Below are 26,020 nucleotides of genomic sequence, written 5' to 3'. Positions count from 1 at the left end.
AGTTCTTGTAATAAAAACAGAGATAACGAATAAAAAGAGAAGGCTTACGCCTTCCGGGCAGCACTGCTGGCTATTTTAACGCCACTGTTACCGATAACATTGATCCAGACAGGATTTTGGGTGGTTTAATAAGTCAGCGTGATAATCACGTCATCAATAAATTCCCCGGTACCGGTTAGCGGCTGTGCCGGGACTTCGCCGTAAATAGTGTAGTTCTGGGTGCCGCCTGCAGGGTTGGTGACCTGCAGCGCATCACCGCTGCTTTGATCCCCCCAGCGTTGCGTGGCCGCCTCATCCTGCCAGAGCCCGTAGCGCAGGCACTGGCCCTCGCTGTTGCAGAGCTGTCGCTGATTACCGCTGGCATGGTTACCTTTGTCCATGGCAAGGGTGAACGCGATTCCGGCCGGACAGCGCGTGGTGACGGTGGCGCTGGATCGCGTCGGGCGCAGGGTAGCGGTGCTGGTCAGGGTGCCGAAGTTAAGCGGCGTCACGCGCTCGATGTAGCATCCCTGGCTGATTTCGGCCTGCGCGCTGGTGCCGCCCTGCACCTGCTCTCCCTCAGCAGAACCGTCCGAGCAGTTTTGCAGCGCATCCTGACGCACCGCGCTGTGCCAGGCGATGCGCAGATTCATGTTGTAGTTGTAATAGTGGTATGCCGGGAGCTGGCTTTGCCCTGCCGGAATGGTAGCGATAAGCGGAAAGATACCGCTGACGTTGGCATTGCTTTTCGCGGCAAGGGTCTGCTGGATCAGGTTCCCGTTGCTGGCAGGCGCCAGCTCCTGAGAGCGCGCTGCGCCGTTAAGCAGGCGAAAGAGGAGGGTGTACTGTTTCCCCTCCTGATCCCCCTGCGAGATCATCTCAAAGGGCGGTGCATCAACGCTGCTCAGGCAGACGTTGATATATTCCATCCTGCCCTCGTTGTCGACCTGGTCGGCCTGGCAGCTAAATTTGACCTCGGTGTTGACGGAGGTTGTGTTGCCCGCCACGACGTTGCCAAAGTTAATGGCGGGCGTGGAGGTTATCCAGCAGGCTGCCGCCATCGCCTTCACGGACAGGACGAGCAGCAATAATAATGGCGCTCTTAATGACACAGTTGTTCTCCGATATTCTGTATTGATGACGCGGTACGCGGCGCCGGAAGCGTGACCCGGCACTCTCCCTCACCGGTCTTCACCACCAGTTCACCCGGCAGGGGCGGATCTTCAAGCCAGATAAAGCCGTCGCGTCCCACGATCGTGGCGCCCTGCGGCGTAGAAACTACGCTGCCCAGCGGGAGCGGCCTGCGGCGGCTGTCGACCAGCCGGGCCTGAACCGTGACGGCGTGATGGACGTTAAAATCGACTTTTACCGCGCTGCTGTTGCCCGGTCTGGCATGCATGTCGGTGACGGGTGCGATCACGTCGGCAGGCAAATCGAGCGGGTTAATGCTGACTTTGCTATTGTGGTAACGCGGCAGGTCGGTCAGCAGGAGATAACCGTTCTTATCCGTTTCACCGGCCGGGCGGTTTTCCAGCATCACCGGTACGTGCCCAATGCCGTGCGTGGACACCAGCGCCATGCCCTGCTGGATGTAGCGCAGCGCGTGCAGGCTGCCGTCCAGCAGCGTCAGGCTACCTTCGGCTGAGGCGTACTGGTTGCCCTGGTGAGCACTTTGCTGCAGCCCAACGTGCCATTCGCCCGCCCGGCCCAGATAGCCTACGTCCGCATATCTTTCACGTCGTTCGCCAAAGCCCTGGCCCAGCTCCCATGACCAGCCGCCGGCCTCATCGTCCGGCTGGTGGCGGTAATCCATGCGCGGTTTATCCCGGCTGGCCTGGACGGAGAGCGTGTCCTCGCGACCCAATGGGACGGAAAACAGCAGCTGAACGTGACTCGATGAATCCGTAAACGAGCGGGTATAGCTCAGCGTGGTGGAGATGTGTGCCGGCAGCGACAGCGACCAGGAGGCGTTGAGGTAGCGCTGTGTGCTGCCCTGCATGTTTTGCTGTACCCAGCCCGCGCCCACGGCGCCGAAGTGGGGGACGGAGTGGCTTACCCAAACGCTGTCGCTGCGTCTGACGGGCGCGGCACCGCTCATGCGGGCGTTGTCGGCGAAATCCGCCCCGGTACGGACGGTGCTGGCTGAAATGCCCGTTCCTCTGCCGTTCCACTGCCAGCCGAGGCCCCACTGAACGCCCTGGCCGTAAGGGCTGTCGCTCACGGCAACGTGCTGGCTGACCACCCCTACGGCGGGAGAGACCAGCCAGTCAGTGCCCATACCCACGTTGCGCAGCCTGCGCTGCTGCTCCGTATGCAGTGCCAGCGTCAGGTGATTATTAACCCCATAGCGCCAGCCCGCGTCCAGCAGAGGCGAGGCGGCATAGTCGTCGGAATACAGGGCGTAGTTTTCCCGCATCCAGCCGATGTCCAGCGAGCCGCTGCTGAGCCCTTCCGCCAGCATGCCCGGCGCGCCGTAGAGATCGAGCTGTACGGCGCGACGCTGGCCGTTGATATCGGTAATGACCACCTCCGCCTGCCCGCTGCCGGTGAAGGAGGGCAGGGTATCCAGCAGAAAGTCTCCCGGCGTGACGCGCTGGCTGCTCTGCTTAAGGCCGTCGATATACAGATCGACCGTGGAAGGCAGCACGGCCGTGTCGCTGTAGCGGCTGCGCGGTTCGGTATTGAGCTGGGGATTGAGCTCAAAATTACGTGCCCAGTGCAGACCGCCAAAGCGTACCTGCCGGCTCCAGCGGGTGCCGGTGGTGATGCTGTCGCCCAGCGCCAGCGTGGTCAGCGAGTCGGTATTATCCCACTGCCAGCGGGTTTCGAGACGGGTGTGGGTAGGCCGACCGGCGCTGTTTTCCTCCCCGGCATGGCTTGAAAAACTGCTGCTGAACGTTCCGGGTAACCCTACGGACGCGGTCAGTATGGTCTGGGCATTAAGCTGGCGTTTCCCCTGCGCGTCGCTGGCGTAGAGCGCGTATCCGAGCGTGTAAGCGTTGACGGGCTGCGCATCAGGATAGCGAAACAGCGGCGTGGGCTTTGTGACGGTCAGATGCTGCTGGCCCTCGAACGCCTCTGCCTCTGCGGTAATCGACACCTGCTGGGACAGCACGTCGACATTGACCTTCAGGCCCGGCAGGGACGTCAGTTCAACCCACCCGGCGCCATCGTCCGGGGCGTGAAGCCCCAGCTTTTTCATGTCGCTGCGGCTTATCCATAGCGCATTATCCACCACCCGGCAGGCCCAAAGCTCTCCTCGCGGAGCGTGGTTCACGGTAATCGCCAGCCATTGCACGGTGTTGGCGGGTTCAGTCCGGGCTGACAGCATGAGCGGTACCCAAAACAGGAGCGCGAGAAGCGAGCGGGCGCAAGGGTATCTGGCTGGCATGGTGGTCATCATTGAGATAGACGCGTAGCGTGCTGAGCGCGTGTCGTGAAGCCTGCTTAAGCGGTAAAAGGGCGGTTTGTCCCGGGAGCACATAGCCCGCCAGGCCTTTAATCGACCCTACAACCTGCCCATCGGCCGTCAGGGCCTCAAGGTGGCTCAGGCGGATGTGGCGGTTTCCGGCGTTAAAGCAGCGGAGGGTGGCCGGCATTTCTGCCTGCTCACAGCTCAGTGCATCGTGGCTGGCTGGCGCGTCCTGGTTCCCGGCAATAAACACCGGAATCGAGTAGCGCAGCAGGAAGTGCACCGCGTTGGGATTGGCGGCACGGGACGTGGCGTCCGGCAGCTCGTCAATGACCAGCCGGTAACTTTGCTCCTGTGCACGGACGCCAGGCTGCATGACGATAATGCGCACCAGCTGCTGCTGGCCCGGCGCCAGTGATGTCATCGCCGGGCTGCTGACCACCTCCTCGGTGGCCACCAGAACATCTTTACCGTTTTTTTGCGTCCATTCGTACACCCGAATCTGCGCATGGATGGCCGCTTTCCCACTGTTAGTGAGATAGACCGCCGCTGCCCGCTGATTGCTCTGCAGGTCGAGCGTTACCGGGGCCACCTGAAGCGTGGCGGCCAGCGCGTAGCGCGACAGCAGCGCCAGCATCATGAGCCACAGAATGAAGCAGGGAAGGTAGCGACGCACGATCAGTACTCCAGTTTTAACGTGATATCGTCGCTGTAGGTACCTGCCTGGGCGGTTGTCAGCGCCCCGGCGTCAATGACGCCATACAGCGTTTCCTCCTGTTCCGCACCGTTGCCGGTATCGTCCAGGCCATTCGTGCCGGTGATTTGCGTCTGTTTGCCTTCGTCGGCAAAGAGTTTCCACGCAATCTTCTGCGCGCCCGTTTCGCCGTTTTCCGGCTTCAGCCAGAAGGTACCGTTTTCGCCGTCGTTGCTGGTGGCTGTAAGGGTGAAAGGCGTGCCGTTGGTACAGACGATATCGACCTGCGTTTTGGCCTGGATTTCGCTCGACTCATCGGAGCCGTGACGCGAGAAGTTGAGGTCGTTGGCTTTAAGGGTGCACGACTTCACGACCTCAAGTGATACGTGCATCGTCGCGCTTGCGGTACTGTCTGCGGCGATCGCAGCAGCAGGAAGCAGGAGAGCGGAACAACTTACAAGGGTGGGAATAATTTTCATGATCTTATTTCCTGACGTGAGTAACAGTGCAATTACAAAGCGAATGACTGAGCGTCCAGCAGGCAGAGTTTTCGATGGAATTCCGCCAGGCTGTGACAACAAAATTTGTTCATCGCGTTACGCTTGTGGGTGTAGATCGTTTTAGGGGACTTATTCATGATTTTTGCGATGCGAACCGGACTGAATCCTTTATGGAGCAACATGCAAACCCGCCTCTCCTGATGCGAGAGCGTGGCGGCGTTTTCGATGGCGAATGTCGTGTCGCTAAAACAGTGGCTTAGCTGCGCAAACGAGAGGTTGTCCGCGACCACTCGGACCCGCTCGTTGCGCAGGCAGGCGTGAACGTCGCAGACCCGCGCGGCATCCGTAAATACCAGCCAGTTCTCTCCAGCGTGTGTATTAAGCAGCCGTTCCTGCAGGTGCAAAAGCCCTTCAGGATTAACGTCATGGATCCAATACATCTCCGGGCGAGGGGTAACGGCCGTCGAGATCATCGAAGTGAGGCCAAGCCATAAAAACGTATTCCCGCTCAGAACGATAACCTGATAACCAGCATTCGGAATGAAAGGGGTCATTTTCTACCCCACAGATAGCCCTGGCCGTAATCGGCCGCGCTGGCGCGGGCCAGCGCGAAATCACCCGCGGTTTCGATGCCTTCGATCAGCACCTTGCTGGCGACGCGCTTGCACTGGCGGGTGAGATGCAGAAACTTTGCCTGCTCGATCCGCCCGTTCCAGAAGGTATGTTTGTCAATTTTGATGCCGCAGAAGCGGATCTGGCTGGTCAGAAGATCGGGAAGAAGGTCTTCGCAGACATCGTCTGCCCACACTTCTATCCCCCACTGATGGAGCGTCGCGATGCATTTCCGCAGCACCTGGCTTTGCGTATCCTCAAGCTGGACCATCGTATGGAGATCGGTGACCTCGATAGCAAGTCTCTCCGGGCAGGGTGTCTCTTCTTTTAGCCTGTCGAGGAAGTCCGTTTCCAGCAGTAAATCCGATGTCGCATTGAGATAATACTTGTCGCCATCCTTGCAAAACATGGCATGACGAAGCTGCGCAAAGAAGTGCGCTTTACGCTGCGTCGCGGGCATCGAGCTAAAGTAATCTTCAAGATTGACGTGGGGCTTTGCCGTAGACAATACCTCCCAGGCAATCACATTTTCACTGCGCAGTGCCCGGATGGATTCGAACTTATAGCCGGTTAGCATGATAAAAGTGCGTAACGCTCCGTTGTGATTTCAGGAGTCGCACATTTTATTGATTTGTATTTTTGCGGGATATTTATAGATAAAAATGGCTTATATAAAGTGTTTTTATCTAATTTATAAGCCTGATATAGGATTATTTATTTTCATAAGCGCCCGGCAGCACGCCGGGCGCGACGCGTGTTAACCCGCTTTGCTGACGATTTTGATTTCAACCATGCCGATCCCGAGCTCGCGCGGTGAGTGCCCAAGGATATTCCCCTCGTTCGTGGACTGCGGGTCCGGCGGCACGATCACCAGGGTATTGCTGCGCGAAGGATTCTCAAAATGCAGCGTCTGCGTGCTCACGTCGTTCCCGAGCGTCAGCGTCTGCTCCCGATCGCCCACGCGCACGGGTACGGGCTTGTTAGCGTTAGGGCCATACGCTCTGGCGGTGATCACCAGGTCGAACTGTTCCGGCAGGGGATGGGCGTACTCAATTTTCACCTCGTTGCCCAGCTGCGCGTTGGACCAGCGCCCCCACGACTCCGGACGCGAGATGCCGCTAAACTGCTTCACTTCCTCGGGCGCGCCGGCCACGTTAAAGATAAAGCTGTCCGCTTTGTAGCGAATATCGTTATCGCTGACTTTAAGCATGTCGATGTTGTGCTGATAGCGCGCGGTATCAATCACCGTATCGTTGAACGCGGTTTTGCCTTTCCACTGGGCTTTATCCACGTGCTGCACGGTTTGCTCCCCGCCGAGCTGACCCTGAGAGACGCACCAGTCGGTAGAAAGCGCCAGCGGCTGCGACCAGAGCTGGCCCATTTTGTAACACCTGTCGACCCAGACAAAATTATCGCGTGGCGCAAAATCGGCCAGCTGATAGCGCAGCGGCGCGGAGTACTCGCTTTCCGGCAGCGGCTCGACGCGACCCTCCGACACGCGCACCAGCAGCGGCAGACGGAAGCTGCTGCCCGAGAAGGCAATCGTGTTTTTATCCCGATCGACGGTGAAGTCTTTCATCTCTTTCGGGAAGTTCCACAGGCGGATAATGTCTGGCTTCCAGGCGAGGATTTTATCCTTCATGTTGAGGAACACTTCCGACAGGGATTGTCCCGACAGCGTGCTGCGGCCCAGGCCAATAAAGTTGTCGCCGCCCAGAATGTCCAGCACGGTTGCGCCGTTATCCATGGAGTTGCGTTTGGTGGCAATTACCTCCTGCTGCGGCTGGTCGCCGCGCAGGACAAAGAACAGGTTGCTGCGGTCCTGCTTGTTGAGCCGATCCCAGGCGCTGTTTTTCATCGCCAGATGGTCAGACGAAACGACGATGACAGTGTTTTTAAACCAGGGCGAGGCTTTGATTTTCTCGACCAGCGCGGCAATGTGCTCCTGACTGCAGGTGACGGCGCTGAAGGACTTGTTGTTTTTGCCGTCCACGTCGTAGCTTTTGCGTTTGCAGCTGCGCGAGACGAACCCGTCCGGATGGTGGGTATCCACCGTCAGCGCAAAGAGGGAGAAACGCTTGCCCGCGCGGGAAAGCTCCTCGAATTTCTTCCAGGTTTCGTCGAGTACCGTATCGTCATAGAAGCCCCAGTCGTTGCGGTAGCTCGGATCGGCAACCGTCGTTTTTAACTCTTCTGAGCCATACAGGTGGTCAAAACCGTGGGATTTCAGGAACACGTCTTTTCCGGCAAAGCGCAGGTTTGCCCCCTGCACAAAATAGTTTTCGTAGCCGGAGTTTTTCAGGATATCGCCGAGGCAAATATTCTGTGGGAAGAACGTCGACATTGAGGCTGAGGCGTTACCTTCAAAAGGCGCGAACAGCGGGATACCGCACTGGGAGGCAACCATACCGGCAATCGTATAATCCGTGCCGGGCAGCTGCATGGTGTGGCTGAAATCGAGACCTTCATTTTTCAGCGCGCCCAGGTCCGGCGTCAGGTTGGGGAAGGCATCGTTATCAAAGTACGTGCGCTCCAGGCTTTCACCGTAGATGTAGACCAGATTGAGCTTCGGGCTGGCGATCGTTTTGGACGGTTCTTTGTAGTAAGCCGCGAAATCCGGATCGCCGTCGCGAGACTGGGATTTCACCAGCTCGGTGATCTGATGGAACGCCGGGCTGGCGTCGACGGAGGCCAGCGCCAGGAACAACGCCAGCAGGCTATAGCCATGATGGTGCGGGTGATGGCGACGTCGGCGCAGCACCCAGGCCAGCGCGCCAAAAATCGTCACCAGCGCGGCGATAAGGCCTAGCCCCGGAAGAATGTATTTGCCCACGCCCGCGCCCGTCAGGCTGTTCGTCAGCGTGTAGAGCACCGCATCGTTAATACCGTCACCGGTAAAATAGTCGCTGGCGTATAAGGTAATGTTTAAAATAATAAAAATGCCGAGTACTACCAGCGTGGCGATAAACCACCAGGTGTGACGGCCGGCTTTCCAGGCGTAAACGCCGACAGAAGCCAGAAAAAGGATAAGAGACATGAATTCTGACAACAGCATATCCTCATGACGCCAGGTGCTTCGCTGGCTAACTGTTTATTTTTTGGGTCATACAATGTAATTGCGATGTCGTTAAGCTGCAATTTTAGTGTCACGAAAGTGTGCTGTTGTTAGGATTTGGTTTAGAAAATCGTTTTTATGAAGAAGGTCGCATCCTGACAACCGGACGCTGAGACGGTGGCAACCAGGAAAAACGCTCGTTTAGCGCCGCGTTGCAAGACTATCGCATTAAACGCGGCGTGTTTTGGCAGAAAAAGGGATGGATCAGGAGATGAAATTAAGGCCTTGTTTCAGCACCAGATCGCAGGCTTTGGTTTTCACCTGTTTTGCCAGAGAAGAGTTGCCGAGGGTGCTCAGGTTTAGCTGCTGCCCGTTTTGCGCGTTAAGCAGGCCCTGAATGCCGTCCATATAGTTGGTGTCCGCTTTCTGCTCCTGGGTATCCAGACCCAGTTTACCCAGCACCTGATTTTTCACGTTTTGCGCGTCGGTTACGGAGGCCAGCTTTTGCTTTGCGCAATATTCCAGAATCCCCGCCGCGTTGTTCATCGTGCCCGCGCTGAGGCTCTGAGAGCTGCTGCCCAGCAGGCTGGTGAGGGAAGAGGCGGAGAGTCCACCCTGAGAGCTGCTGCTCTCTTTGGTCAGCTCATTTGCCGCGCTTGACAGGGACTCCTGCCAGGACGCCGCTTCCGCTGCGCCGGTCATCAGCAGAGCGCCTAAAAAGGTGCTGATTAGAATCTGTTTTTTCATCATGGCTCTCTCAAAAAGGTCCGTTTTGGGCCGAAGGGGTTCCAGTATATACCTATGCCCTGGCGGCGATTCCTGGAACTGTCTTAATACTCTTTGCCGGTAACGCGGCTGCGGTAACTTTCCCAGTCGAAGATGACATAAAGACTATTACCCAGCTTCATGCGGTCCATGACGCGTTCACCCAGTAAGCGGGTCATCTCGTCGATATTGTGGTTCGTCAGCATGCCGGTGGGGCGCTTGGACGAGGAGCGGCGGTCGACAATCTGGTTGATGATCACTTTTTCATAGCGGGATTCTGTCTGAACGCCAATCTCGTCGATGACCAGTAAATCAACATTGCTCAGATCGTTGAGCAATTGCTCTTCGCTGGTTTCGCGGTTGCTGAAGGTATCTTTCATCGCGGACATGATATCGGCCACGGTGATGATAAGAACCGATTTACCCCGCAGAAGCAGCTCGTTGCAGATAGCGGCTGCAAGGTGGTTTTTTCCGGTGCCCGGCTTGCCGCTAAAGATGAAGCTGGCGATATTGCCGTCGAATTCATCCACGTACTGACGGGCGGCGGCAAGGGCGTTCATCTGCCCGCTGGTCTCGATTTTATAGTTATCGAACGAGCAGTTCTGGTGCAGGGGACGGATACCGGAACGGTTAAAGGTGCGCTGCATTTTCATCGCCCGGTTCTCCCTGGCGAGCGCGGCGGCGCGGATCTCACCTTGCTCTTTTTGCCACGCCAGAAGCTCTTCACCCGTGGTAAACGCGGGCTTCACGTTGGCAGGCATCATTTTTTGCAGACGTTTCATCAGGTCGCCGACGTTCTTCATTTCGCACCTCGGAATCCGTTGGGGATCTGTTTATCCGGTTCGGAAAACGCGTTGATATCGCGTTTGGGCTGGCCGTTGTTGCCGGCGCGGGTAATTTGAAGATGACGCGCGAGCTTTTGCTGCCATTGAATATGGGTGAAGACTTTCCCTTCCGCCTGCCACCAGGCGGTAAACGCGGCGAGCTCTTCCGCGGTGGCCGGCTGGGTTAGCGCAATGCCCCACAGCGCGGCCTGCCGCTGAAAATCCGCATCCGGCTGCCAGCCCGCGTACAGGGCAAATTTCCCCATCGGAACGGTCACGGGGACGTTAACCGGTTCATCAAAGAACTGGTTATCCAGCGTGATATCGCTCGCCGGGCGTGACAGTTGCGCTTCAATCTCCAGAAGCTGCGCCAGGCGTTCCGGCGTGATTGCGTAGAACGCCGGCGCGTTGTCGGCAAAAACCGCAACCGTGCCGCCTTCGGCATGGGTCAACACACCGCGTGGGTCGCGCATAAAGGCATCAATGCCAGCAATGCTGGTGGTCAGAATTCTGGAGGACATAACGCTTACTCTACTGATTACTACGGGCGTGATATGGGCTTATGGTAGCACAGAGAGAGGAAAGGGAAGGAGGGGATTTCCCCGGTGGCGCTGCGCTTACCGGGGCTACAGTCATAGACCTGATAAGCGCAGCACCATCAGGCATTTATCACGCGATGATATTCAGGGTCACGTCGATGTTGCCGCGGGTCGCGTTAGAGTACGGGCAAACAATGTGCGCCGCATCGACCAGCTTTTTAGCTTCCGCGGGATCCATACCCTCAACGTGGATGTTCAGTTTTGCCTCGATACCAAAACCGGTTGGCAGCGGTCCAATACCCACTTCGCCTTCAATAAAGGCATCTTTTGGCAGGGTGAATTTGTCGCGTGCGGCCACGAACTTCATCGCGCCCAGGAAGCAGGCAGAGTAGCCCGCAGCAAACAGCTGCTCAGGGTTAGTTACTTCTCCGCCCATGCCGCCCATCTCTTTTGGCACGCCCAGTTTTACGTCCAGTACGCCATCGGAAGATGTCGCGCGACCGTCACGGCCACCGGTTGCTTTTGCTTTGGCGGTATAAACAACTTTTTCTAAAGACATGGCAGGTTCCTCATCTTGCTTTAATGTGTGCTATTAAATAGCGTGCGATATATATGGGTGATAATCACGCATAAAGTATAGCTTTACGCGCGGTGTAGCTGTTGTCGCAAAAGTTCGAGCTGCTGTTTGAGCGCCAGCAAAGTGTCGGTATCACACTGCGCCGCGCAACCCACCGCATGGGGAATACCCAATGCCTGCTGCTGTAGTTCACGTCCCGCTTCACTCAGGGTGACGGCGACCTGACGTTCGTCTTTGCGTGAACGATGACGGTTGATTAACCCGGCACTTTCCAGCCGCTTCAAAAGCGGCGTCAGGGTCGCAGAGTCCAGAAACAGGCGTTCGCCGATGTCCGACACCGTGACGTCATCCTGCTCCCACAGCACCAGCATTACCAGATATTGCGGGTAAGTCAGGTTCAGCGGTGCCAGTAGTTGCCGGTACAGCTTGTTAAGCGCCAGATTTGCCGAATAAAGGGCAAAGCAGAGCTGGTTATCCAGCTTGAGCGCAGCGGTTGCGTCGTTCGTTTTCGCGTTCATGAAATGAATATAGGTAGTGTGCGATTTAATTGCAAGCAATTTTATGGGCAGGTGTAGCGGAGCGCCACCTGAACGGCCATTTTGCGGTAGTGCTGGCGCTGAGCCTGTTCGTCCGCCCCGTCTTCAAACAGCAGCGTAAAGGTGTAACTGTTGGCTACGTAGTGAAAGCTGAAGCTGCTTATCAGGCGGTGAAGATCGCGGGCGTCAACCGTCTGGCTGAAGAGCTGCTTTTCTTTGCCCCGGTGCAGGATGCTCTCCAGCAGGTCGAGCGCGCTACGGTTGACCTGGCGAAGATAGCTCGACTGCTGCATAAAGCGGCCCCGCTGCATGTTTTCCATGCAGATAATCCGGATGTAGTCCGGGTGGTCGGCATGATAGTCAAAGGTGGCTTCAACCAGATTGACCAGCGCTTCGACGGGGGGCATTCCCGCCAGGCTTAGCGCTTTTTCACTGGCGCGAATCTGGGTGTAAACATGTTCCAGAACCAGGAGATAGAGATTCTCTTTATTCTTAAAATGGTAAACCACCATGCGTTTGGTGGTACCCGCTTTCTCCGCGATCTGCTCCATGCGGGCACCGTTCAATCCATACTCGGCAAAAAGCGCGATGGCGCTCTGAAAAATTTTCTCTTTCAGGCTGGATTCTTCGCTGTGCTCGGGGTGTTCGCTGCCAGGGTTAGCCACATCCTTTCCTTATTTTCACCAAACGGACCAGAAGGATTATCTCCATGGCAGCGAAATAACACAAATATCAAACGCGTGGGCGTTTGCGGTACAGCCACAGTCCGGGGATCGACAGCCCTATGGAGAGCGCGCCGACGATGGACGAGGCCTTAAGAAAGTTGCTCAGGAGGAGGATCATCTGCGGCTCAGTGTAGCCAAAATGGCTGATTTTCACCGCGGAAATCATCGCCGTATACGCAGATATGCCCGGGAACATCGGGATCACGGCGGCGACGGTGAACACCTTGGGATGCGCCAGATACCAGCGCGACCACTGGATGCCGATACTGCCAACCAGCATGGAGGCCATAAATGTTGACCATTCGATGTTAAAACCCGCGGTCATCATCACCATTCGCGAACCATGACCAATCGCGCCCAGCAGCGCACACCACCGCAGAGCGCGTTGCGGAACGTTGAACACCATCGCAAAGCCGACGGCAGGAATGGCGGCCAGAAGCATATCCTGTGCCAGCGCCAGCAGAAAATCTATCACGCCCATCCGCGTAACCCCCAGAGTGTCATGGCCATTACTACGCCGATGCAGGTCGCCAGCGTCAGCAGGCTGGCAATAGCCCAGCGTGCCAGACCGGTATTGATGTGTCCTTTAAACATGTCGGCAACGGCGTTGATCAACGGAAAGCCCGGAACAAGCAGAAGCACGCTGGCGGCCATGGCAATCGTCGGGGTAGTGGCAAACTGCGGCAGGCGCAGCAGCAGGCCGGAAACCGTGGTGGCGACAAACGCGGTAATGCAGAAGTTAATTTGCGGATGCAGCTGCCGGTGCGTCAGCAGCTGGCGAACATACATGGCGATACTGCTGGCAAAAAAGGTGACGATCGCGCCGTCCCAGCCACCTTTATTGAGCTTACAAAAGCAGGCGCAAGACAGCCCTACCATCACCACGACAAGCCAGCGCGGATAACGTAATGGCTTAATTTGGCTGAACCGTTTTTCAATCTCACGAAGATCGAGAAGCTTATGTTCAGCAAGGATGACGATGTGCTGCACTTCGGTTACGACGTGCATGTTAATGCCGCGGTCATGGTTTTTGCGGGTGGAGGTCAGGCACTGTCCGTCTTTGATCGTGGTCAACACGATGGCGTTGGATGAAATAGCGCTTTCAACGCTATCCATACCCAGCGCCAGTCCCAGCCGGGTGGAAAGCTCCTCAACAAGCGCGCTTTCCGCGCCGTGCTGGAGCAGAAAAAGACCGCACTGAATACATAGCCGCGTGATAGCACGCTGCGTTGACCGATCTGCCTGCATGTATTGTCCTGAAGAAGGTGAAAAGTTGCCGGTTGGCCCATAGCGATTATTTTTAGCACAAAGTGCAGTGCCTCTTGATGTGGGTCAGATCAAGGTTTATGCAAACAGTTGCTGCCCTTAAGTGCGGAAGGGGTTGGGATTAATTCATCATTTTGGTGAATTATTAATATTAAAATATAAGTTATTTATATTTAGTTATTCTAATTTTATATTGTAGTTATTTTAATGACACTGCAATTAAAATTAATTTCGCTTTGTGAGATATTACTGCTGTTTAGGCATTTCTTAAACTACGAATACATCTCATCTTCTGCTTGTATTAACCTGCTTTACACTCAGGGACGAAAATACTCATACGTTGATGCGTTTTAACGTTACTCATCAAATGAAGAATGGACACGGAGGGTCTATGTTGTCTTTGCACGGTAAGCATAGCGTTATCATTAGCCGGATACCGGTCATGCAAAACGGGTTAGGGGGCGTGATGACTCGCCATTTCCCCGATTTTGAATTGACCTATTGCAGCTCATTGCAGGAGTTAACGCTGCTCCAGCTACGCCGCGCTGACGTCATCATTGCCGATATTTCAGGCGAATACTGGAATCCTCGGGGCGCGCTCGAAGAGTATTTCAGTTTATTGAATCAATACCGGAACATTCACTGGATCTTTTTAGTTTCGCGTCCGCTTAACCCTATTGCCGTTGAGTTACTTGTGCGCCCGGAAAGTACGTTGCTTTCTGATATTGAACCCATTGAAGGGCTGGTTAACGCTATTCGGGCAGGTAGCGAACGCGCAGAGCGGGTAAGCCAGGCGTTGCTAACCCCGGAACCTCAAAGTACGGGGGAAGAAGACGAACAGGTTATCGCGCTCACGCACTCCGAACGCAAAGTATTGCGGCTGTTAGGTAAAGGATGGGGGATTAACCAAATCGCCACATTGCTCAAGAAGAGCAATAAAACCGTCAGTGCGCAGAAAAACAGTGCGATGCGACGGCTGTCATTACGCAGTAATGCCGATATGTACGCCTGGATAAACAGTACACAGGGAATGCGAGAGCTGAGTTTGATGTCAGCCTATGGAGAGTTCGAGGAATGGAAAAAACCGATTCAACAAGACATATCGCCATCGTCGAAAATTGCACGATGAGTGCTGTTGGGCTAAAGCATCTTTTTGCGACGCCCGGCCTGAATCATTATCAGCTGCATCTGTTTAGTGAGTTTGACAGCTTTAAGAAAGCACTTCAGCACATCAATTTTTTCTCGCTGATCTATTCATATTCCGATGCGCGAGAAGAGCGTCGTAGCTGCCTGGCGCACCTGCGGGATTTTGCGTTTACGCATGGCCATATCCAGCGCATTATCCTGGTCGCTGATGAGATGGAAGCAAGATTAATTAGTCATCTTTCCCCGTCACGCCTTCACGGTGTGGTCAGCAAATCGCTGACGCTTGAGCGCCTGCAGAATGAACTCATGGTATTGCTGAGTGAAACCCTGCGCATCAATGACAATATGATGAATCACTGGTACCGGAGTCAAAGCAGAATGTTAAGCCCAACGGAACGGGCAATATTGCGTTATATGTCTTGCGGCTATTCCATTCCTCAAATCGCGGCACAGCTTGAACGCAATATTAAGACCATCCGGGCGCATAAGTTTAATGCGATGGTGAAGTTGGGGGTAAACTCTGACGTAGGGCTACTCGATGCGGCGGATATTATCACCCACCTTTCTGCAAGAGAACCGCGAAGTTCGGCACTCAGCAAGCCGACCTTTTTATAACCTGCCTGTTGCGCGCCAGAAAGGATCTGGCGCATCAATCAGATGCAAACATCAACCCATTTTGCGGACGTCAGCTCTGCCATTCTGTCAGGTGAGATACGAACGGCACTATGAATTGCGCCTGCGGCGGGCAGGACTTCGGCGTACTGCTTTAATGAAATATCGCAGTAAACCGCGAGCGGGTTTTCCAGGCCGAACGGGCACACGCCGCCAACGGGGTGACCGGTGATGGTCACCACCTCATCACTGCTGAGCATGCGCGCTTTTGCACCAAACGTGTCTTTCAGCTTTTTGTTATCCAGGCGCGCATCGCCTTTCGCTACCACCAGAATCACCTCATTTTTCACCTTTAATGACAAGGTTTTGGCGATTTGTCCCGGTTCAACACGATGGGCGGCAGCAGCCAACGCAACGGTAGCGGTACTCTGGCTAAGTTCAATGACGTCTATATCCGGCGCGTTGTCGGCAAAAAACTGCTGTACAGACTGCAAACTCATTGTTTCCTCCTGACAAATATCCTGCGTAATCTGTCATAAGAATTTATGCTCTGTAAATATCTCTTCAGTAACAAATATCCCGAACGGCTGATTTCTGGATCCTCTTCACAATCACGGAAACCGGTTACAGTAACCGGTTGCAGAGCGTGATGCGTCGATTAATACTGAGTACGTAACGTCCCCTGTATCCAATAATAAGAGCAAATTATGAAACCATTCCGTCTGAGCAGTACCACTGGTCCACAAGCCAGCAAGGTTGTGAAGGTGATTTATGGAACAACGTGCGGCGCAAATGTGCCCGTAACAAACGTCTGACAGGAGATCTGCCATGTCTGCCAACCATGCTGCGTTTAACCTGATATTCCGTTTTGTTGAAAATTACGTCAGCCCGATTGCCGGGCGGATCTCTTCCCAGCGTCATGTCATGGCTATCCGTGATGGGTTTATCTCCGCGATGCCATTTATGATTGTGGGTTCATTTTTGTTAGTGTTCGCATACCCGCCGTTTTCGCCGGATACCACCTGGGGTTTCGCCCGAGCATGGCTGGATATGGCGAAGCAGTTTGAAGGTCAGATCCTGACGCCGTTTGATATGACGATGGGCATTATGTCCATTTATATCTGTGCCGCCATTGCCTACAACCTTGGCAAACACTATGTCAAATCGCACCAGTTAGACCCGTTTATGTGTGCCATGCTGTCGCTGATGGCGTTTCTGCTGGTCGCGGCACCGAAAACCAAAGGCACGCTGCCAGTCGATAGCCTGGGTGGGACGGGCATTTTTACTGCGATTCTGGTGGCGATCTACTGCGTTGAGATGATGCGTTTCCTCAAGGCGCATAACATCGGTATTCGCCTGCCAGACCAGGTACCTCCGATGATCAAAAACTCTTTTGATCTGCTCATCCCGGTGCTGGTAGTGGTGTTGACGCTTTATCCTCTGAGCCTGCTCATTCAGTCTCAGTTCGGCATGCTGATCCCGCAGGCCATTATGTCGGTCTTTAAACCTTTGGTTTCCGCAGCGGATTCCCTGCCTGCGATCCTGCTGGCCGTGTTGATTGGCCATCTGCTGTGGTTCGCCGGGATCCACGGCGCCGCCATCGTCTCCGGGATGCTGCAGATGTTCTGGCTGACTAACCTGGGCGCTAACCAGACCGCGCTGGCCGCCAGCCAGCCTCTGCCACATATTTTTATGGAGGCGTTCTGGACGTTCTTTATCGTGATTGGCGGGTCGGGCGCCACGATGGGGCTGGTGATTTGCTATCTGCGTAGCCGTTCAGCGCATTTACGCTCTATCGGGCGTTTGAGCGTGGTACCCAGCTTCTTTAACATCAACGAACCCGTCATTTTCGGTACGCCAATTGTGATGAACCCGGTGTTCTTTATTCCGTTCCTGCTGGCACCGATGGTAAATGCAGTGCTGGCCTGGGCGGCGATGACGTTTGACCTGATTGGCCGCGTCATCTCAGTGGTCCCCTGGACGGCACCGGCGCCAATAGGCGCAGCGTGGGCTCTGGGGTGGGATTTCCGCGCGGCTATTCTGGTTGTGGTTCTGGCCTGCGTATCGGCAATCATCTACTTCCCGTTCTTCAAAGTGTACGAGAAACAGCTGCTGGAGCAGGAAGCTGAAGAAGCGCAGCGTAACGCGGAAGAGGACAATCAGCAGGTGGCTTAGCTAAAAGCAAAACGGCAACTCAGGTTGCCGTTTTTAGTGTTTGTTCCCTGTCCCTGTGGGTGAGGGCATCAGGCCGGGGCCGACTACTTCAGCGTGCAATCCCCGCACTGCTTAACATCCGGCAGGCGGTAGCGCTGGCAGCAGGTGCGGCGAACCAGAAGCCCATCACGGAGCACGACGGTACGGAATAACGGGTTGTCGCGGCCATCGGAAAGCTGTTTTGCAAAGAAACAGGACTGACGCAGGGCATCAACGTTCTCATCACCAAGCAGAGGCTTCATTTCCGTTAAATACCAGTGGATTAAATAGCCCGTATTGCTCCAGATAAGCTTCGCGTTAATCTCTCCCGTCGCTTCAAGCGCTTCCACCACCGGGATCAGGGCCTGAGTGATAAGCCGCTCCATACGTTCCTGAGCCGTCAGGCGTTCCGCGTTCTGGTCTTCGTGCAGATCAATCCAGAAACAGGCTGCGCGCCCGGTTTCGTGAAATTCGACGTGGAAATTATCCGGCGAGAGTTCCAGCATGCTCTTCTGGGTTAACAGCGCCAGCATGAGGGGAGGCACCATCAGCCCGATATACCACTGCGCCCAAAGAGAGAGCAGTGGTTTATTTTCCCGCGTAAGAGTGGGCTGATTGCGATAGATATGGTCGGAATAGGTGGCCAATAGCGACTGCAGTTTTGTTGGTTTACGCCACTCTGAGAGCGTCATGGCGTGGTTCGGGTGCGCTTCATCAAGGCGGATAAAGTCCAGCAGGTGGGCGCGCGTTTCTGCAATCTTATCCCGTATGGCATCCGCAAGCGAAGCATTCCCGCTGGTGAGGGGCGCTCGCCAGAGGAGGGGTTCGACGATGTGTGCGGTATGCGTAGCCATAGTATAGATAGAAATCTAAATGATAATGATTGCCAATCCTAACTATTGCTCATACCAATGGCAAGACTTTTGTCCGGGTGACACCGCCGTGATGTTTACGCCGTCTGCAGCTCTTCACTCAACAGAATGTTATTGCGCCCCATATGCTTTGCTTCGTAGAGGGCTTTGTCCGCTTTTTCCAGCGCGCCTTCCACATCTTCATCCTCGAAAATAGCAATACCAATGCTGATGGTGACGTTTGTCGCGACACTCTCGTTAAATAGATGCGGGATTTTCAAATCGTAGACTTTCTGACGGATCCGCTCGGCCGTCTGGCGGGCATGTTCGAGAGAAATATTGGTCAGCAGCACCATAAACTCTTCTCCGCCAAAACGCGCCACAATATCGCGAGAACGCACGGCGTCGCGGATTGCCGCAGAGACGCGCTTAAGCGCCTGGTCGCCCATCATATGGCCATAATGATCGTTATAGGCTTTAAAGTGGTCGATATCCATCAGCAGAACAAAGTGCTCGCCATTTTCTACCGTCGGCAGGTTTTCCAGACGGCTTTGCAGACCGCGACGATTATAGAGGCCGGTAAGCGGGTCCATCATGCTGAGATCGGTAAGGGTTTCTCGCTCTTCCAACAGGCGTGAGAGCAATTCCTGAGCAAAACGATCGTTACGCGTTTGCAAAATGTTATGAATAGCAATTGCCACCACAGGAAGTGCGAAAGAATAGGTCATTCTCAGCCATATATCGTGATCGCTTAACCACAGGCAGGCAATAAAGGTGGGCAATGAGTGCAGCGTAAATGCTTTGATATTACTGGCGAATGCCAGCGTTCCGATAAAAAGTACCGTTAATAGGGCGATTAACAAATATGTCGCGTGGTCGTGGGTAATTAAGGCGAATTTAGACACAATTTGCGAGGCCCACAAAATACCGAAGATCCCTGAAACAACGGGAATATTTATCTTCCGCGCGCGCTTTCTCCAGTGCCAGATGAACAGGCCGGTGCTGATGGAGAAAATAGCAATAAGTGGGGCAGATAACAGGCGTACAGAATTGAGCGGATTTGTTACCGAGAACACTGCCGAGGTTGCGTTCAGAAATAAAAATAAACGTAACGACAATTGATATTTTCTGTGAACCAAAGACCGCCAGGATTGTGATGTCATAGTCGTGCGTTTTTATTAAAATTTAATTAAAACAAATAAGTAGGTGCCGTTTCGCAATAAAACATGCAAAAAACTCAAAGAGTAATTATCAGAAAATCTTTAGATGTTGTTAACAGGTGTGCAATTTATCACCTTAGGCAATTCCTGTCATTACGGGAAAGGTAAAGGTCGATGGATTTTGATTCATTCAGCTGACAAATGATAATGTGTGTCATATGATACTGGTTATCATTATCGTTGTGGGAGGGCAGATCATGTTGAACAGGGCGCTTGGCAGTGGTTGGGGGGTATTGCTACCGGGAGCCATTCTCGGCGGGTTGATGTTTGCCGATCTCTCCCTTGATACCTGGAAAGCGATCATTGTGTCAGGACTGTTAGTCACGTCAGGCATGATCTGGCATAAGCAGCTGCGCCACTTTGTTTTACTGCCATCATGCGTAGCACTGGTCAGTGGAATTCTGGTGATACTGATGAGTTTGAAATAACAGGGAAAACAAGAGGAACTTCAGAAGGGATGTAAGATAATTGGTGCGAGGGGGGGGACTCGAACCCCCACATCCTAAGGACACTAACACCTGAAGCTAGCGCGTCTACCAATTCCGCCACCTTCGCACAGTCATCTTACTATTGTTGATATCGCCTCGTTGGTGCGAGGGGGGGGACTCGAACCCCCACATCCGTAAGGACACTAACACCTGAAGCTAGCGCGTCTACCAATTCCGCCACCTTCGCCCAGTGCGAGCAATATCATTGTGATTTATGGTGCGAGGGGGGGGACTCGAACCCCCACATCCGTAAGGACACTAACACCTGAAGCTAGCGCGTCTACCAATTCCGCCACCTTCGCATACCATCGATACTGTAAAAGTATCGTAACCACGGAGGCGCATTCTAGATGTTTTCAGCTTTACGTCAACAGAAAAGTGCGCGCTACGCCTTGATTGCTGCAAAAATGGCCGATGCAGGCGCCATGCGGAGCCGGATGGCGCTTGCGCTTATCCGGCCTGCTGGAGTGGAGATTACTTTTTGGCCTGGCGCGTCATGACGGTACGGTAGACCTTAAAGCGGCCGGTCTGCGCGATCACTTCGTGGAAGCCGAAGGTTTCGTCCAGCACTTTCGGGTACGCCAGGAAGGCGTTCGCGACAATACGCAGCTCGCCGCCGCTGTTAAGGTGACGGGTTGCGCCACGGATCAGCGTTTGTGCCGCTTCAAGGCTGGTCTCCATGCCGTCGTGGAACGGCGGGTTGGAGATAATCATGTCGAAGCGACCGGTGACGTTGGAGAAGACGTTGCTGGCAATCACCTCGCCTTCAATGCCGTTTGCGGCAAGCGTTGCGCGGCTGGCTTCTACCGCCGGGGCGCTCACGTCACACAGGGTTAAGCGCACTTTTGGTGAATGGCTGGCGAGCACGGTAGAGAGCACGCCCGCGCCGCAGCCCACGTCCAGCACTTTGCCTTTGGTGTGCGGCGTCAGGGTGGAGAGCAGCAGCTTGCTGCCCGTATCCAGCGCGTCACGGCTGAACACGCCCGGCAGGGTTTTGATGGTCAGGCCGTCAAGCTGGTACTCGTCCCAGTAAGCCTGTGGATCGAACGTTGTCTGTTTTTCCAGACGGCCATGGTACAGACCACAGCGGCGTGCGCTGTCGACTTTATTCAGCGGCGCGTAGCCTTCCAGCATCTGTTCAGCGCTACGCACGCCGCTGCGGTTCTCACCCACAATGAAAATATCGCAGCCGACCGGCAGCAGGGAGAGCAGGTTCATCAGCTGGAACTGGGCTTCCGGCTTGTTCTTCGGCCAGTAGTAGATCAGCGTATCGCAGTCGGCGATATCGCTCTGCTCCGCCACCAGGCTAAAGCGCGCGCGCTCGCCCATCTGGCGGCTCAGCACCTGCCAGTGGTGGTAGTATTGGGTGTGGGCACGGCTTTCAGCACAGTCGAAACGCGCAGGCAGGTCATCCTGCATATCTCCGGCAAACAGAATACGGCTTTCTTCGAAATCATCACTGTGACGCAGCAAGACTTCACTTGCCGGGGTAAATGCAGACATGAATTGTTCCTCAATAAACTCAGGCGGGGATTATAGTAGGTAGATGGCGCACTTTCGACACATTTGCTATATTTGCGCGCCTGAGAGACAGGAGTTTTCCCTATGACATCCCGACGAGACTGGCAGTTGCAGCAGCTGGGCATTACCCAGTGGGCTTTGCGTCGCCCGACGGCGTTGCAGGGCGAAATCGCCATTTCCATCCCTGCGCACGTACGCCTGGTGATGGTGGCGGAAGAACTGCCTGCCCTGAATGAACCCCTGATCGATGATGTCCTTCGCAGCCTGAAGATGACGGCCGACCAGGTTTTACAGCTGACGCCAGAGCGTGTCGCGATGCTTCCTCCTGATAGCCGCTGTAACAGCTGGCGTATCGGAGAAACAAACGAGATCCCCCTCCAGGGGAGCCAGATCTGCACGCCAGCGCTGGACGAACTGAAAGCCAACCCAAAAGCGCGCAGCGCGCTATGGCAACAAATCTGCGAATATGAACACGATTTCTTCCCTCACGACGCCTGACCTGACCACTGCGTTTGCGATTGAAACACGCGCCCACGCGTTTCCGTGGAGCGAAAAAAACTTCGCCAGCAATCAGGGCGAACGGTATCTGAACTTCCGTCTGGACGTTGACGGCACCATGGCCGCCTTCGCGATCACGCAGGTTGTTCTTGATGAAGCGACGCTGTTTAATATTGCGGTTGATCCCGCGTTTCAGCGCCGTGGGCTGGGAAGAGAACTGCTCGAGCACCTCATTCGCGAGCTCGAAACCCGTGACGTTTTCACCCTGTGGCTGGAGGTGCGCGCGTCGAATGTCGCCGCCATCGCGCTCTATGAAAGCTTAGGCTTTAACGAGGCGACAATCCGCCGTAACTACTACCCCACCGCAGAGGGACGTGAAGACGCCATCATAATGGCTCTGCCGATTGGATAACGAATATAAGGTTGTAACGATGAAATGGGACTGGATTTTCTTTGATGCCGACGAAACGCTGTTTACGTTCGATTCGTTCGGCGGCCTGCAGCGGATGTTTCTCGACTATAGCGTGACCTTCACCGCTGAAGACTTTCAGGACTATCAGGCGGTAAACAAGCCGCTGTGGGTGGATTACCAGAACGGTGCCATCACCGCGTTACAACTTCAGCACCAGCGCTTTGACGTCTGGGCGGAACGCTTAAAGGTCAGTCCGGGGACGCTGAATGATGCCTTCCTGAACGCGATGGCGGATATCTGTGCGCCACTGCCGGGTGCGGTTTCCCTGCTGAATGCGTTGAAAGGCAAGGTGAAACTGGGGATCATCACCAACGGTTTTACCGCCCTGCAGCAGATCCGCCTCGAGCGCACCGGCCTGCGCGATCATTTCGACGCGCTGGTGATCTCGGAAGAGGTTGGCGTGCCGAAGCCGGATCCGCGAATTTTCGACTACGCGCTGGCGCAGGCCGGTCATCCCGACCGCGATCGCGTCCTGATGGTGGGTGATACAGCAGAGTCAGATATTCTGGGCGGCATGAAGGCCGGTCTGTCGACCGTCTGGCTCAACGCGCATGGCCGCGTGAAGCCTGAAGGCATCGAGCCGACCTGGACCGTGACGTCGTTGAACGAACTGGAGCAACTCCTGTGTAAACAATGATTGCCTGCCCCCCATTGATGGGTAAAATAGCCGCAATTTTGTATTCCATGATGCGTGGCGTGCTGCCGCGCTTATAAAAGAAGATTTAATTATGACGTTGTCTCCTTATCTGCAAGAGGTGGCCAAGCGCCGCACTTTTGCCATTATCTCGCACCCGGATGCCGGTAAAACGACCATCACTGAGAAGGTGTTGCTGTTCGGACAGGCGATCCAGACTGCCGGTACCGTGAAGGGCCGTGGCTCCAGCCAGCATGCAAAATCCGACTGGATGGAGATGGAAAAGCAGCGTGGTATTTCGATTACCACCTCCGTGATGCAGTTCCCGTATCACGACTGCCTGGTGAACCTGCTGGACACCCCGGGTCACGAAGACTTCTCCGAAGATACCTACCGTACCCTGACGGCGGTGGACTGCTGTCTGATGGTGATCGACGCCGCCAAAGGTGTAGAAGACCGTACCCGTAAGCTGATGGAAGTCACCCGTCTGCGCGATACGCCGATCCTCACCTTCATGAACAAACTCGACCGTGACATCCGCGATCCGATGGAGCTGATGGATGAAGTGGAAAACGAGCTAAAGATCGCCTGTGCGCCCATCACCTGGCCCATTGGCTGCGGCAAGCTGTTCAAAGGGGTGTATCACCTCTATAAAGACGAAACCTACCTGTATCAGACCGGTAAAGGCCACACCATTCAGGAAGTGCGCATTGTTAAAGGTCTGGACAACCCGGATCTGGACGCGGCGGTCGGGGAAGAGCTGGCCGCGCAGCTGCGCGACGAGCTGGAGCTGGTGAAGGGCGCTTCTCACGAGTTCGACAAAGAGCTGTTCCTGAGCGGTGAAATCACCCCGGTCTTCTTCGGTACCGCGCTGGGTAACTTTGGCGTTGACCATATGCTGGACGGTCTGGTGGAGTGGGCGCCGCGCCCGATGCCGCGTAACACCGACACCCGTGAAGTGGAAGCGCAGGAAGAGAAATTCACCGGCTTCGTGTTCAAAATTCAGGCCAACATGGACCCGAAACACCGCGACCGCGTGGCCTTTATGCGCGTGGTGTCCGGTAAATATGAAAAGGGCATGAAGCTGCGCCAGGTGCGTACCGGTAAAGACGTGGTGATTTCCGACGCGTTGACCTTTATGGCGGGTGACCGTTCGCACGTTGAAGAGGCGTATCCGGGCGACATCATCGGTCTGCACAACCACGGCACTATTCAGATCGGCGATACGTTCACCCAGGGTGAAATGATGAAGTTCACCGGTATTCCGAACTTCGCACCGGAGCTGTTCCGTCGTATCCGTCTGCGCGATCCGCTGAAGCAGAAACAGCTGCTGAAAGGCCTGGTTCAGCTCTCCGAAGAGGGCGCCGTGCAGGTGTTCCGCCCAATCGCGAACAACGACCTGATCGTTGGCGCGGTCGGCGTGCTGCAGTTCGACGTGGTTGTCGCGCGTCTGAAGAGCGAGTACAACGTGGAAGCGATTTACGAGTCCGTGAACGTCGCGACCGCGCGCTGGGTTGAGTGTTCTGACGTGAAGAAATTCGAAGAATTTAAGCGTAAGAACGAAATTCAGCTGGCGCTGGATGGCGGCGATAACCTGACCTATATCGCGCCAACTATGGTGAACCTGAACCTGACGCAGGAACGTTACCCTGACGTTCAGTTCCGTAAAACCCGCGAGCACTAATCCCCTCTCAGAGCACGGCTCCCGCCGTGCTCTTCTTTAATTCCTGTCTTATTAATCCCTTGCGGAATGTTCTTAATTCAACGCAATTTCACGCTATTCGCGCGTTTTTTACCCAATTCTGAAAGCGGCTCTGTGAGAGTGATCTATATTTAACTCAGTGTTTAACACCGGGCGTGGATAAATTAACTGTTCAATGCATGACTTTAGGTTATCCATTTTGCCCGTGTGTTTATTCGCAATATATAAAACTACTAAGGAAGTATGTAGCCCGAATAACGGGTAAACACAGGAATAGATCGATGAATATGACAAGACTGAAGATTTCGAAAACTCTGCTGGCTGTAACCCTGGGTAGCGTTCTGGTGAGCGGTTCCGCTCTGGCGGAAAGCAGCACAATGGATAAAGCCCAGTCCACGGCCGATAGCGCAGGGCAAAAAATCGATAGCTCTATGAATAAAGTCGGCAACTTCATGGACGACAGCTCAATCACAGCAAAAGTGAAAGCCGCACTGGTGGATGATGAATCCATCAAAAGTACCGATATTTCCGTTAAGACCGACAAGAAAGTGGTCACGCTGAGCGGCTTCGTGGAAAGCCAGGCTCAGGCCGAACAGGCGGTGAAAGTCGCGAAGGGCGTTGAAGGCGTTGCGTCCGTCAGCGATAAGCTGCACGTACGTGACGGTAAAAACGCGTCGGTGAAAGGTTATGCCGGTGATGCCGCTACTACCAGCGAAATCAAAGCTAAACTTTTAGCAGATGACATCGTGCCGTCCCGTAAGGTGAAAGTGGAAACCACCGATGGTGTGGTTCAGCTTTCCGGTACGGTAGATTCGCAGGCGCAAAGTGAACGCGCCGAGTCCATCGCGAAAGCGATTGACGGTGTGAAAAGCGTTAAAAACGATCTGAAAACGAAGTAAATCTGGACCATTCGCCCGTCTGGTTAAAACCTGCGGGCGAAATAAGAACGACTCTGGAAAAACGCCGGTGAGTGACCTGAGCGCTCACGTTTAGCGGCCGACATTAACTATGGTAAAGGAGAAGCTTATGTTTCGTTGGGGCATTATATTTCTGGTTATCGCGTTAATTGCCGCCGCATTGGGCTTTGGTGGACTGGCAGGTACAGCGGCATGGGCAGCTAAGATTGTGTTCGTTGTAGGTATTATTCTGTTCCTGGTCAGCCTGTTTACGGGTCGTAGACGTCCGTAGCAAACGCAATA

29 protein-coding genes and 3 tRNA genes are annotated in these 26,020 nt (G+C 54.7%); 10 read left to right on the top strand and 22 right to left on the bottom strand.

The window, feature by feature from the left end; genetic code table 11:
• Positions 1-125: 125 nt before the first annotated feature.
• The 15 genes from SPG90_RS16625 to SPG90_RS16555 form a co-directional block, all read right to left on the bottom strand.
• Positions 126-1,091: a spore coat U domain-containing protein gene (locus SPG90_RS16625; protein WP_126303615.1), complete on the bottom strand. Its 966-nt coding sequence runs from the start codon at positions 1,089-1,091 to the stop codon at positions 126-128.
• Positions 1,082-3,370, bottom strand: a complete 2,289-nt coding sequence (locus SPG90_RS16620) for a fimbria/pilus outer membrane usher protein (protein WP_248169303.1) — start codon at positions 3,368-3,370, stop codon at positions 1,082-1,084. The genes SPG90_RS16625 and SPG90_RS16620 overlap by 10 nt, the downstream gene beginning before the upstream one ends.
• Positions 3,291-4,067 carry a molecular chaperone gene (locus SPG90_RS16615; protein WP_045400881.1) on the bottom strand — a complete coding sequence of 259 codons (777 nt, stop codon included), beginning with the start codon at positions 4,065-4,067 and terminating at the stop codon, positions 3,291-3,293. The genes SPG90_RS16620 and SPG90_RS16615 overlap by 80 nt, the downstream gene beginning before the upstream one ends.
• Before the next feature lie 2 nt (positions 4,068-4,069).
• Complete coding sequence (locus tag SPG90_RS16610; protein WP_322408236.1) at positions 4,070-4,564, bottom strand: spore coat U domain-containing protein; 495 nt, start codon at positions 4,562-4,564, stop codon at positions 4,070-4,072.
• A 32-nt stretch (positions 4,565-4,596) separates the two neighbouring features.
• Positions 4,597-5,139, bottom strand: a complete 543-nt coding sequence (locus SPG90_RS16605) for a helix-turn-helix transcriptional regulator (RefSeq protein ID WP_047173292.1) — start codon at positions 5,137-5,139, stop codon at positions 4,597-4,599.
• Positions 5,136-5,774 (bottom strand): EAL domain-containing protein, encoded by a 639-nt coding sequence (locus SPG90_RS16600; RefSeq protein WP_047173293.1) that lies wholly within the window; start codon positions 5,772-5,774, stop codon positions 5,136-5,138. The genes SPG90_RS16605 and SPG90_RS16600 overlap by 4 nt, the downstream gene beginning before the upstream one ends.
• Positions 5,775-5,954: 180 nt before the next feature.
• The gene (gene opgB / locus SPG90_RS16595) at positions 5,955-8,246 is read right to left on the bottom strand and encodes a phosphatidylglycerol--membrane-oligosaccharide glycerophosphotransferase (RefSeq protein ID WP_126303611.1); all 2,292 of its coding nucleotides are present in this window, start codon (positions 8,244-8,246) and stop codon (positions 5,955-5,957) included.
• Positions 8,247-8,516: 270 nt separating this feature from the next.
• Complete coding sequence (locus tag SPG90_RS16590) at positions 8,517-8,999, bottom strand: DUF2501 domain-containing protein (RefSeq protein WP_074400235.1); 483 nt, start codon at positions 8,997-8,999, stop codon at positions 8,517-8,519.
• Between the two features lie 83 nt (positions 9,000-9,082).
• Positions 9,083-9,820, bottom strand: a complete 738-nt coding sequence (gene dnaC, locus SPG90_RS16585) for a DNA replication protein DnaC (protein WP_023310297.1) — start codon at positions 9,818-9,820, stop codon at positions 9,083-9,085.
• Positions 9,817-10,362, bottom strand: a complete 546-nt coding sequence (gene dnaT, locus SPG90_RS16580) for a primosomal protein DnaT (protein ID WP_047173731.1) — start codon at positions 10,360-10,362, stop codon at positions 9,817-9,819. The genes dnaC and dnaT overlap by 4 nt, the downstream gene beginning before the upstream one ends.
• Positions 10,363-10,510: 148 nt before the next feature.
• On the bottom strand, positions 10,511-10,939 hold the full coding sequence (locus SPG90_RS16575) for an organic hydroperoxide resistance protein (protein ID WP_023310299.1): 429 nt from the start codon (positions 10,937-10,939) through the stop codon (positions 10,511-10,513).
• A gap of 83 nt (positions 10,940-11,022) precedes the next feature.
• Positions 11,023-11,475 carry a MarR family winged helix-turn-helix transcriptional regulator gene (locus SPG90_RS16570; RefSeq protein ID WP_023310300.1) on the bottom strand — a complete coding sequence of 151 codons (453 nt, stop codon included), beginning with the start codon at positions 11,473-11,475 and terminating at the stop codon, positions 11,023-11,025.
• Between the two features lie 41 nt (positions 11,476-11,516).
• Positions 11,517-12,158: a TetR family transcriptional regulator gene (locus SPG90_RS16565; protein ID WP_045400893.1), complete on the bottom strand. Its 642-nt coding sequence runs from the start codon at positions 12,156-12,158 to the stop codon at positions 11,517-11,519.
• 67 nt (positions 12,159-12,225) lie between these two features.
• Positions 12,226-12,699 (bottom strand): threonine/serine exporter, encoded by a 474-nt coding sequence (locus SPG90_RS16560; protein ID WP_023310302.1) that lies wholly within the window; start codon positions 12,697-12,699, stop codon positions 12,226-12,228.
• Positions 12,690-13,466 carry a threonine/serine ThrE exporter family protein gene (locus tag SPG90_RS16555; RefSeq protein WP_023310303.1) on the bottom strand — a complete coding sequence of 259 codons (777 nt, stop codon included), beginning with the start codon at positions 13,464-13,466 and terminating at the stop codon, positions 12,690-12,692. The genes SPG90_RS16560 and SPG90_RS16555 overlap by 10 nt, the downstream gene beginning before the upstream one ends.
• A gap of 409 nt (positions 13,467-13,875) precedes the next feature.
• Between SPG90_RS16555 and SPG90_RS16550 the strand changes: the two genes are divergently transcribed.
• Positions 13,876-14,613 carry a helix-turn-helix transcriptional regulator gene (locus SPG90_RS16550; protein ID WP_126303609.1) on the top strand — a complete coding sequence of 246 codons (738 nt, stop codon included), beginning with the start codon at positions 13,876-13,878 and terminating at the stop codon, positions 14,611-14,613.
• Positions 14,610-15,245 (top strand): DNA-binding transcriptional activator BglJ, encoded by a 636-nt coding sequence (gene bglJ, locus SPG90_RS16545; protein WP_126303737.1) that lies wholly within the window; start codon positions 14,610-14,612, stop codon positions 15,243-15,245. The genes SPG90_RS16550 and bglJ overlap by 4 nt, the downstream gene beginning before the upstream one ends.
• 38 nt (positions 15,246-15,283) lie before the next feature.
• Here bglJ and SPG90_RS16540 read toward each other — a convergent pair whose 3' ends face one another.
• Positions 15,284-15,742 (bottom strand): YbaK/EbsC family protein, encoded by a 459-nt coding sequence (locus SPG90_RS16540; RefSeq protein WP_008502085.1) that lies wholly within the window; start codon positions 15,740-15,742, stop codon positions 15,284-15,286.
• Positions 15,743-16,070: 328 nt separating this feature from the next.
• On the opposite strand from SPG90_RS16540, the gene SPG90_RS16535 reads away from it, so the two are divergent.
• Complete coding sequence (locus tag SPG90_RS16535; protein WP_023310306.1) at positions 16,071-17,417, top strand: PTS sugar transporter subunit IIC; 1,347 nt, start codon at positions 16,071-16,073, stop codon at positions 17,415-17,417.
• An 83-nt stretch (positions 17,418-17,500) separates the two neighbouring features.
• Here SPG90_RS16535 and fhuF read toward each other — a convergent pair whose 3' ends face one another.
• Positions 17,501-18,289, bottom strand: coding sequence for a siderophore-iron reductase FhuF (fhuF, locus tag SPG90_RS16530; RefSeq protein ID WP_045400898.1), 789 nt, complete (start codon positions 18,287-18,289; stop codon positions 17,501-17,503).
• A 95-nt stretch (positions 18,290-18,384) separates the two neighbouring features.
• The gene (locus SPG90_RS16525) at positions 18,385-19,449 is read right to left on the bottom strand and encodes a GGDEF domain-containing protein (protein ID WP_045400899.1); all 1,065 of its coding nucleotides are present in this window, start codon (positions 19,447-19,449) and stop codon (positions 18,385-18,387) included.
• A 215-nt stretch (positions 19,450-19,664) separates the two neighbouring features.
• Between SPG90_RS16525 and SPG90_RS16520 the strand changes: the two genes are divergently transcribed.
• Positions 19,665-19,934: a DUF1435 domain-containing protein gene (locus tag SPG90_RS16520; protein WP_045400900.1), complete on the top strand. Its 270-nt coding sequence runs from the start codon at positions 19,665-19,667 to the stop codon at positions 19,932-19,934.
• Positions 19,935-19,975: 41 nt separating this feature from the next.
• Here the strand turns inward: SPG90_RS16520 and SPG90_RS16515 are convergent.
• The 4 genes from SPG90_RS16515 to rsmC all read right to left on the bottom strand — a co-directional run bounded on the left by SPG90_RS16515 (position 19,976) and on the right by rsmC (position 21,497).
• Positions 19,976-20,061 (bottom strand) — tRNA-Leu (locus tag SPG90_RS16515).
• Between the two features lie 33 nt (positions 20,062-20,094).
• Positions 20,095-20,181, bottom strand: a tRNA-Leu gene (locus tag SPG90_RS16510).
• A gap of 28 nt (positions 20,182-20,209) precedes the next feature.
• Positions 20,210-20,296: transfer RNA gene (locus SPG90_RS16505), tRNA-Leu, on the bottom strand.
• A 172-nt stretch (positions 20,297-20,468) separates the two neighbouring features.
• On the bottom strand, positions 20,469-21,497 hold the full coding sequence (gene rsmC / locus SPG90_RS16500) for a 16S rRNA (guanine(1207)-N(2))-methyltransferase RsmC (RefSeq protein WP_047173726.1): 1,029 nt from the start codon (positions 21,495-21,497) through the stop codon (positions 20,469-20,471).
• Positions 21,498-21,599: 102 nt separating this feature from the next.
• On the opposite strand from rsmC, the gene SPG90_RS16495 reads away from it, so the two are divergent.
• The 6 genes from SPG90_RS16495 (at position 21,600) to SPG90_RS16470 (ending at position 26,009) form a co-directional block, all read left to right on the top strand.
• Positions 21,600-22,013 (top strand): DNA polymerase III subunit psi, encoded by a 414-nt coding sequence (locus tag SPG90_RS16495; RefSeq protein WP_029740017.1) that lies wholly within the window; start codon positions 21,600-21,602, stop codon positions 22,011-22,013.
• Positions 21,982-22,425, top strand: coding sequence for a ribosomal protein S18-alanine N-acetyltransferase (rimI, locus tag SPG90_RS16490; RefSeq protein WP_045400906.1), 444 nt, complete (start codon positions 21,982-21,984; stop codon positions 22,423-22,425). The genes SPG90_RS16495 and rimI overlap by 32 nt, the downstream gene beginning before the upstream one ends.
• A 19-nt stretch (positions 22,426-22,444) precedes the next feature.
• Positions 22,445-23,122, top strand: a complete 678-nt coding sequence (yjjG, locus tag SPG90_RS16485) for a pyrimidine 5'-nucleotidase (RefSeq protein WP_047173725.1) — start codon at positions 22,445-22,447, stop codon at positions 23,120-23,122.
• Between the two features lie 91 nt (positions 23,123-23,213).
• The gene (gene prfC / locus SPG90_RS16480; protein ID WP_109845613.1) at positions 23,214-24,803 is read left to right on the top strand and encodes a peptide chain release factor 3; all 1,590 of its coding nucleotides are present in this window, start codon (positions 23,214-23,216) and stop codon (positions 24,801-24,803) included.
• A 299-nt stretch (positions 24,804-25,102) separates the two neighbouring features.
• Complete coding sequence (gene osmY, locus SPG90_RS16475) at positions 25,103-25,720, top strand: molecular chaperone OsmY (RefSeq protein WP_045355076.1); 618 nt, start codon at positions 25,103-25,105, stop codon at positions 25,718-25,720.
• A gap of 127 nt (positions 25,721-25,847) precedes the next feature.
• Positions 25,848-26,009: a DUF1328 domain-containing protein gene (locus SPG90_RS16470; protein WP_003856556.1), complete on the top strand. Its 162-nt coding sequence runs from the start codon at positions 25,848-25,850 to the stop codon at positions 26,007-26,009.
• The last annotated feature ends 11 nt before the right edge of the window (positions 26,010-26,020 follow it).

Origin of the sequence: Enterobacter sp. D2 (genome assembly GCF_034427575.1) — a bacterium.
Taxonomy (GTDB): Bacteria; Pseudomonadota; Gammaproteobacteria; order Enterobacterales; family Enterobacteriaceae; genus Enterobacter; species Enterobacter cloacae_M.
This window is presented reverse-complemented; position numbering and strand designations above follow the sequence as displayed.

What these genes read in the sequence shown, in the direction of transcription:
- SPG90_RS16620 (WP_248169303.1), bottom strand. Translation starts at nt 3,370, where the DNA reads ATGCCAGCCAGATACCCTTGCGCCCGCTCGCTTCTCGCGCTCCTGTTT.
- SPG90_RS16610 (WP_322408236.1), bottom strand. Translation starts at nt 4,564, where the DNA reads ATGAAAATTATTCCCACCCTTGTAAGTTGTTCCGCTCTCCTGCTTCCT.
- SPG90_RS16605 (WP_047173292.1), bottom strand. Translation starts at nt 5,139, where the DNA reads ATGACCCCTTTCATTCCGAATGCTGGTTATCAGGTTATCGTTCTGAGC.
- SPG90_RS16600 (WP_047173293.1), bottom strand. Translation starts at nt 5,774, where the DNA reads ATGCTAACCGGCTATAAGTTCGAATCCATCCGGGCACTGCGCAGTGAA.
- SPG90_RS16590 (WP_074400235.1), bottom strand. Translation starts at nt 8,999, where the DNA reads ATGAAAAAACAGATTCTAATCAGCACCTTTTTAGGCGCTCTGCTGATG.
- dnaC (WP_023310297.1), bottom strand. Translation starts at nt 9,820, where the DNA reads ATGAAGAACGTCGGCGACCTGATGAAACGTCTGCAAAAAATGATGCCT.
- dnaT (WP_047173731.1), bottom strand. Translation starts at nt 10,362, where the DNA reads ATGTCCTCCAGAATTCTGACCACCAGCATTGCTGGCATTGATGCCTTT.
- SPG90_RS16575 (WP_023310299.1), bottom strand. Translation starts at nt 10,939, where the DNA reads ATGTCTTTAGAAAAAGTTGTTTATACCGCCAAAGCAAAAGCAACCGGT.
- SPG90_RS16570 (WP_023310300.1), bottom strand. Translation starts at nt 11,475, where the DNA reads ATGAACGCGAAAACGAACGACGCAACCGCTGCGCTCAAGCTGGATAAC.
- SPG90_RS16560 (WP_023310302.1), bottom strand. Translation starts at nt 12,699, where the DNA reads ATGGGCGTGATAGATTTTCTGCTGGCGCTGGCACAGGATATGCTTCTG.
- SPG90_RS16555 (WP_023310303.1), bottom strand. Translation starts at nt 13,466, where the DNA reads ATGCAGGCAGATCGGTCAACGCAGCGTGCTATCACGCGGCTATGTATT.
- SPG90_RS16550 (WP_126303609.1), top strand. Translation starts at nt 13,876, where the DNA reads ATGTTGTCTTTGCACGGTAAGCATAGCGTTATCATTAGCCGGATACCG.
- bglJ (WP_126303737.1), top strand. Translation starts at nt 14,610, where the DNA reads ATGAGTGCTGTTGGGCTAAAGCATCTTTTTGCGACGCCCGGCCTGAAT.
- SPG90_RS16540 (WP_008502085.1), bottom strand. Translation starts at nt 15,742, where the DNA reads ATGAGTTTGCAGTCTGTACAGCAGTTTTTTGCCGACAACGCGCCGGAT.
- SPG90_RS16535 (WP_023310306.1), top strand. Translation starts at nt 16,071, where the DNA reads ATGTCTGCCAACCATGCTGCGTTTAACCTGATATTCCGTTTTGTTGAA.
- fhuF (WP_045400898.1), bottom strand. Translation starts at nt 18,289, where the DNA reads ATGGCTACGCATACCGCACACATCGTCGAACCCCTCCTCTGGCGAGCG.
- SPG90_RS16525 (WP_045400899.1), bottom strand. Translation starts at nt 19,449, where the DNA reads ATGACATCACAATCCTGGCGGTCTTTGGTTCACAGAAAATATCAATTG.
- SPG90_RS16520 (WP_045400900.1), top strand. Translation starts at nt 19,665, where the DNA reads ATGATACTGGTTATCATTATCGTTGTGGGAGGGCAGATCATGTTGAAC.
- rsmC (WP_047173726.1), bottom strand. Translation starts at nt 21,497, where the DNA reads ATGTCTGCATTTACCCCGGCAAGTGAAGTCTTGCTGCGTCACAGTGAT.
- SPG90_RS16495 (WP_029740017.1), top strand. Translation starts at nt 21,600, where the DNA reads ATGACATCCCGACGAGACTGGCAGTTGCAGCAGCTGGGCATTACCCAG.
- rimI (WP_045400906.1), top strand. Translation starts at nt 21,982, where the DNA reads ATGAACACGATTTCTTCCCTCACGACGCCTGACCTGACCACTGCGTTT.
- yjjG (WP_047173725.1), top strand. Translation starts at nt 22,445, where the DNA reads ATGAAATGGGACTGGATTTTCTTTGATGCCGACGAAACGCTGTTTACG.
- prfC (WP_109845613.1), top strand. Translation starts at nt 23,214, where the DNA reads ATGACGTTGTCTCCTTATCTGCAAGAGGTGGCCAAGCGCCGCACTTTT.
- osmY (WP_045355076.1), top strand. Translation starts at nt 25,103, where the DNA reads ATGAATATGACAAGACTGAAGATTTCGAAAACTCTGCTGGCTGTAACC.
- SPG90_RS16470 (WP_003856556.1), top strand. Translation starts at nt 25,848, where the DNA reads ATGTTTCGTTGGGGCATTATATTTCTGGTTATCGCGTTAATTGCCGCC.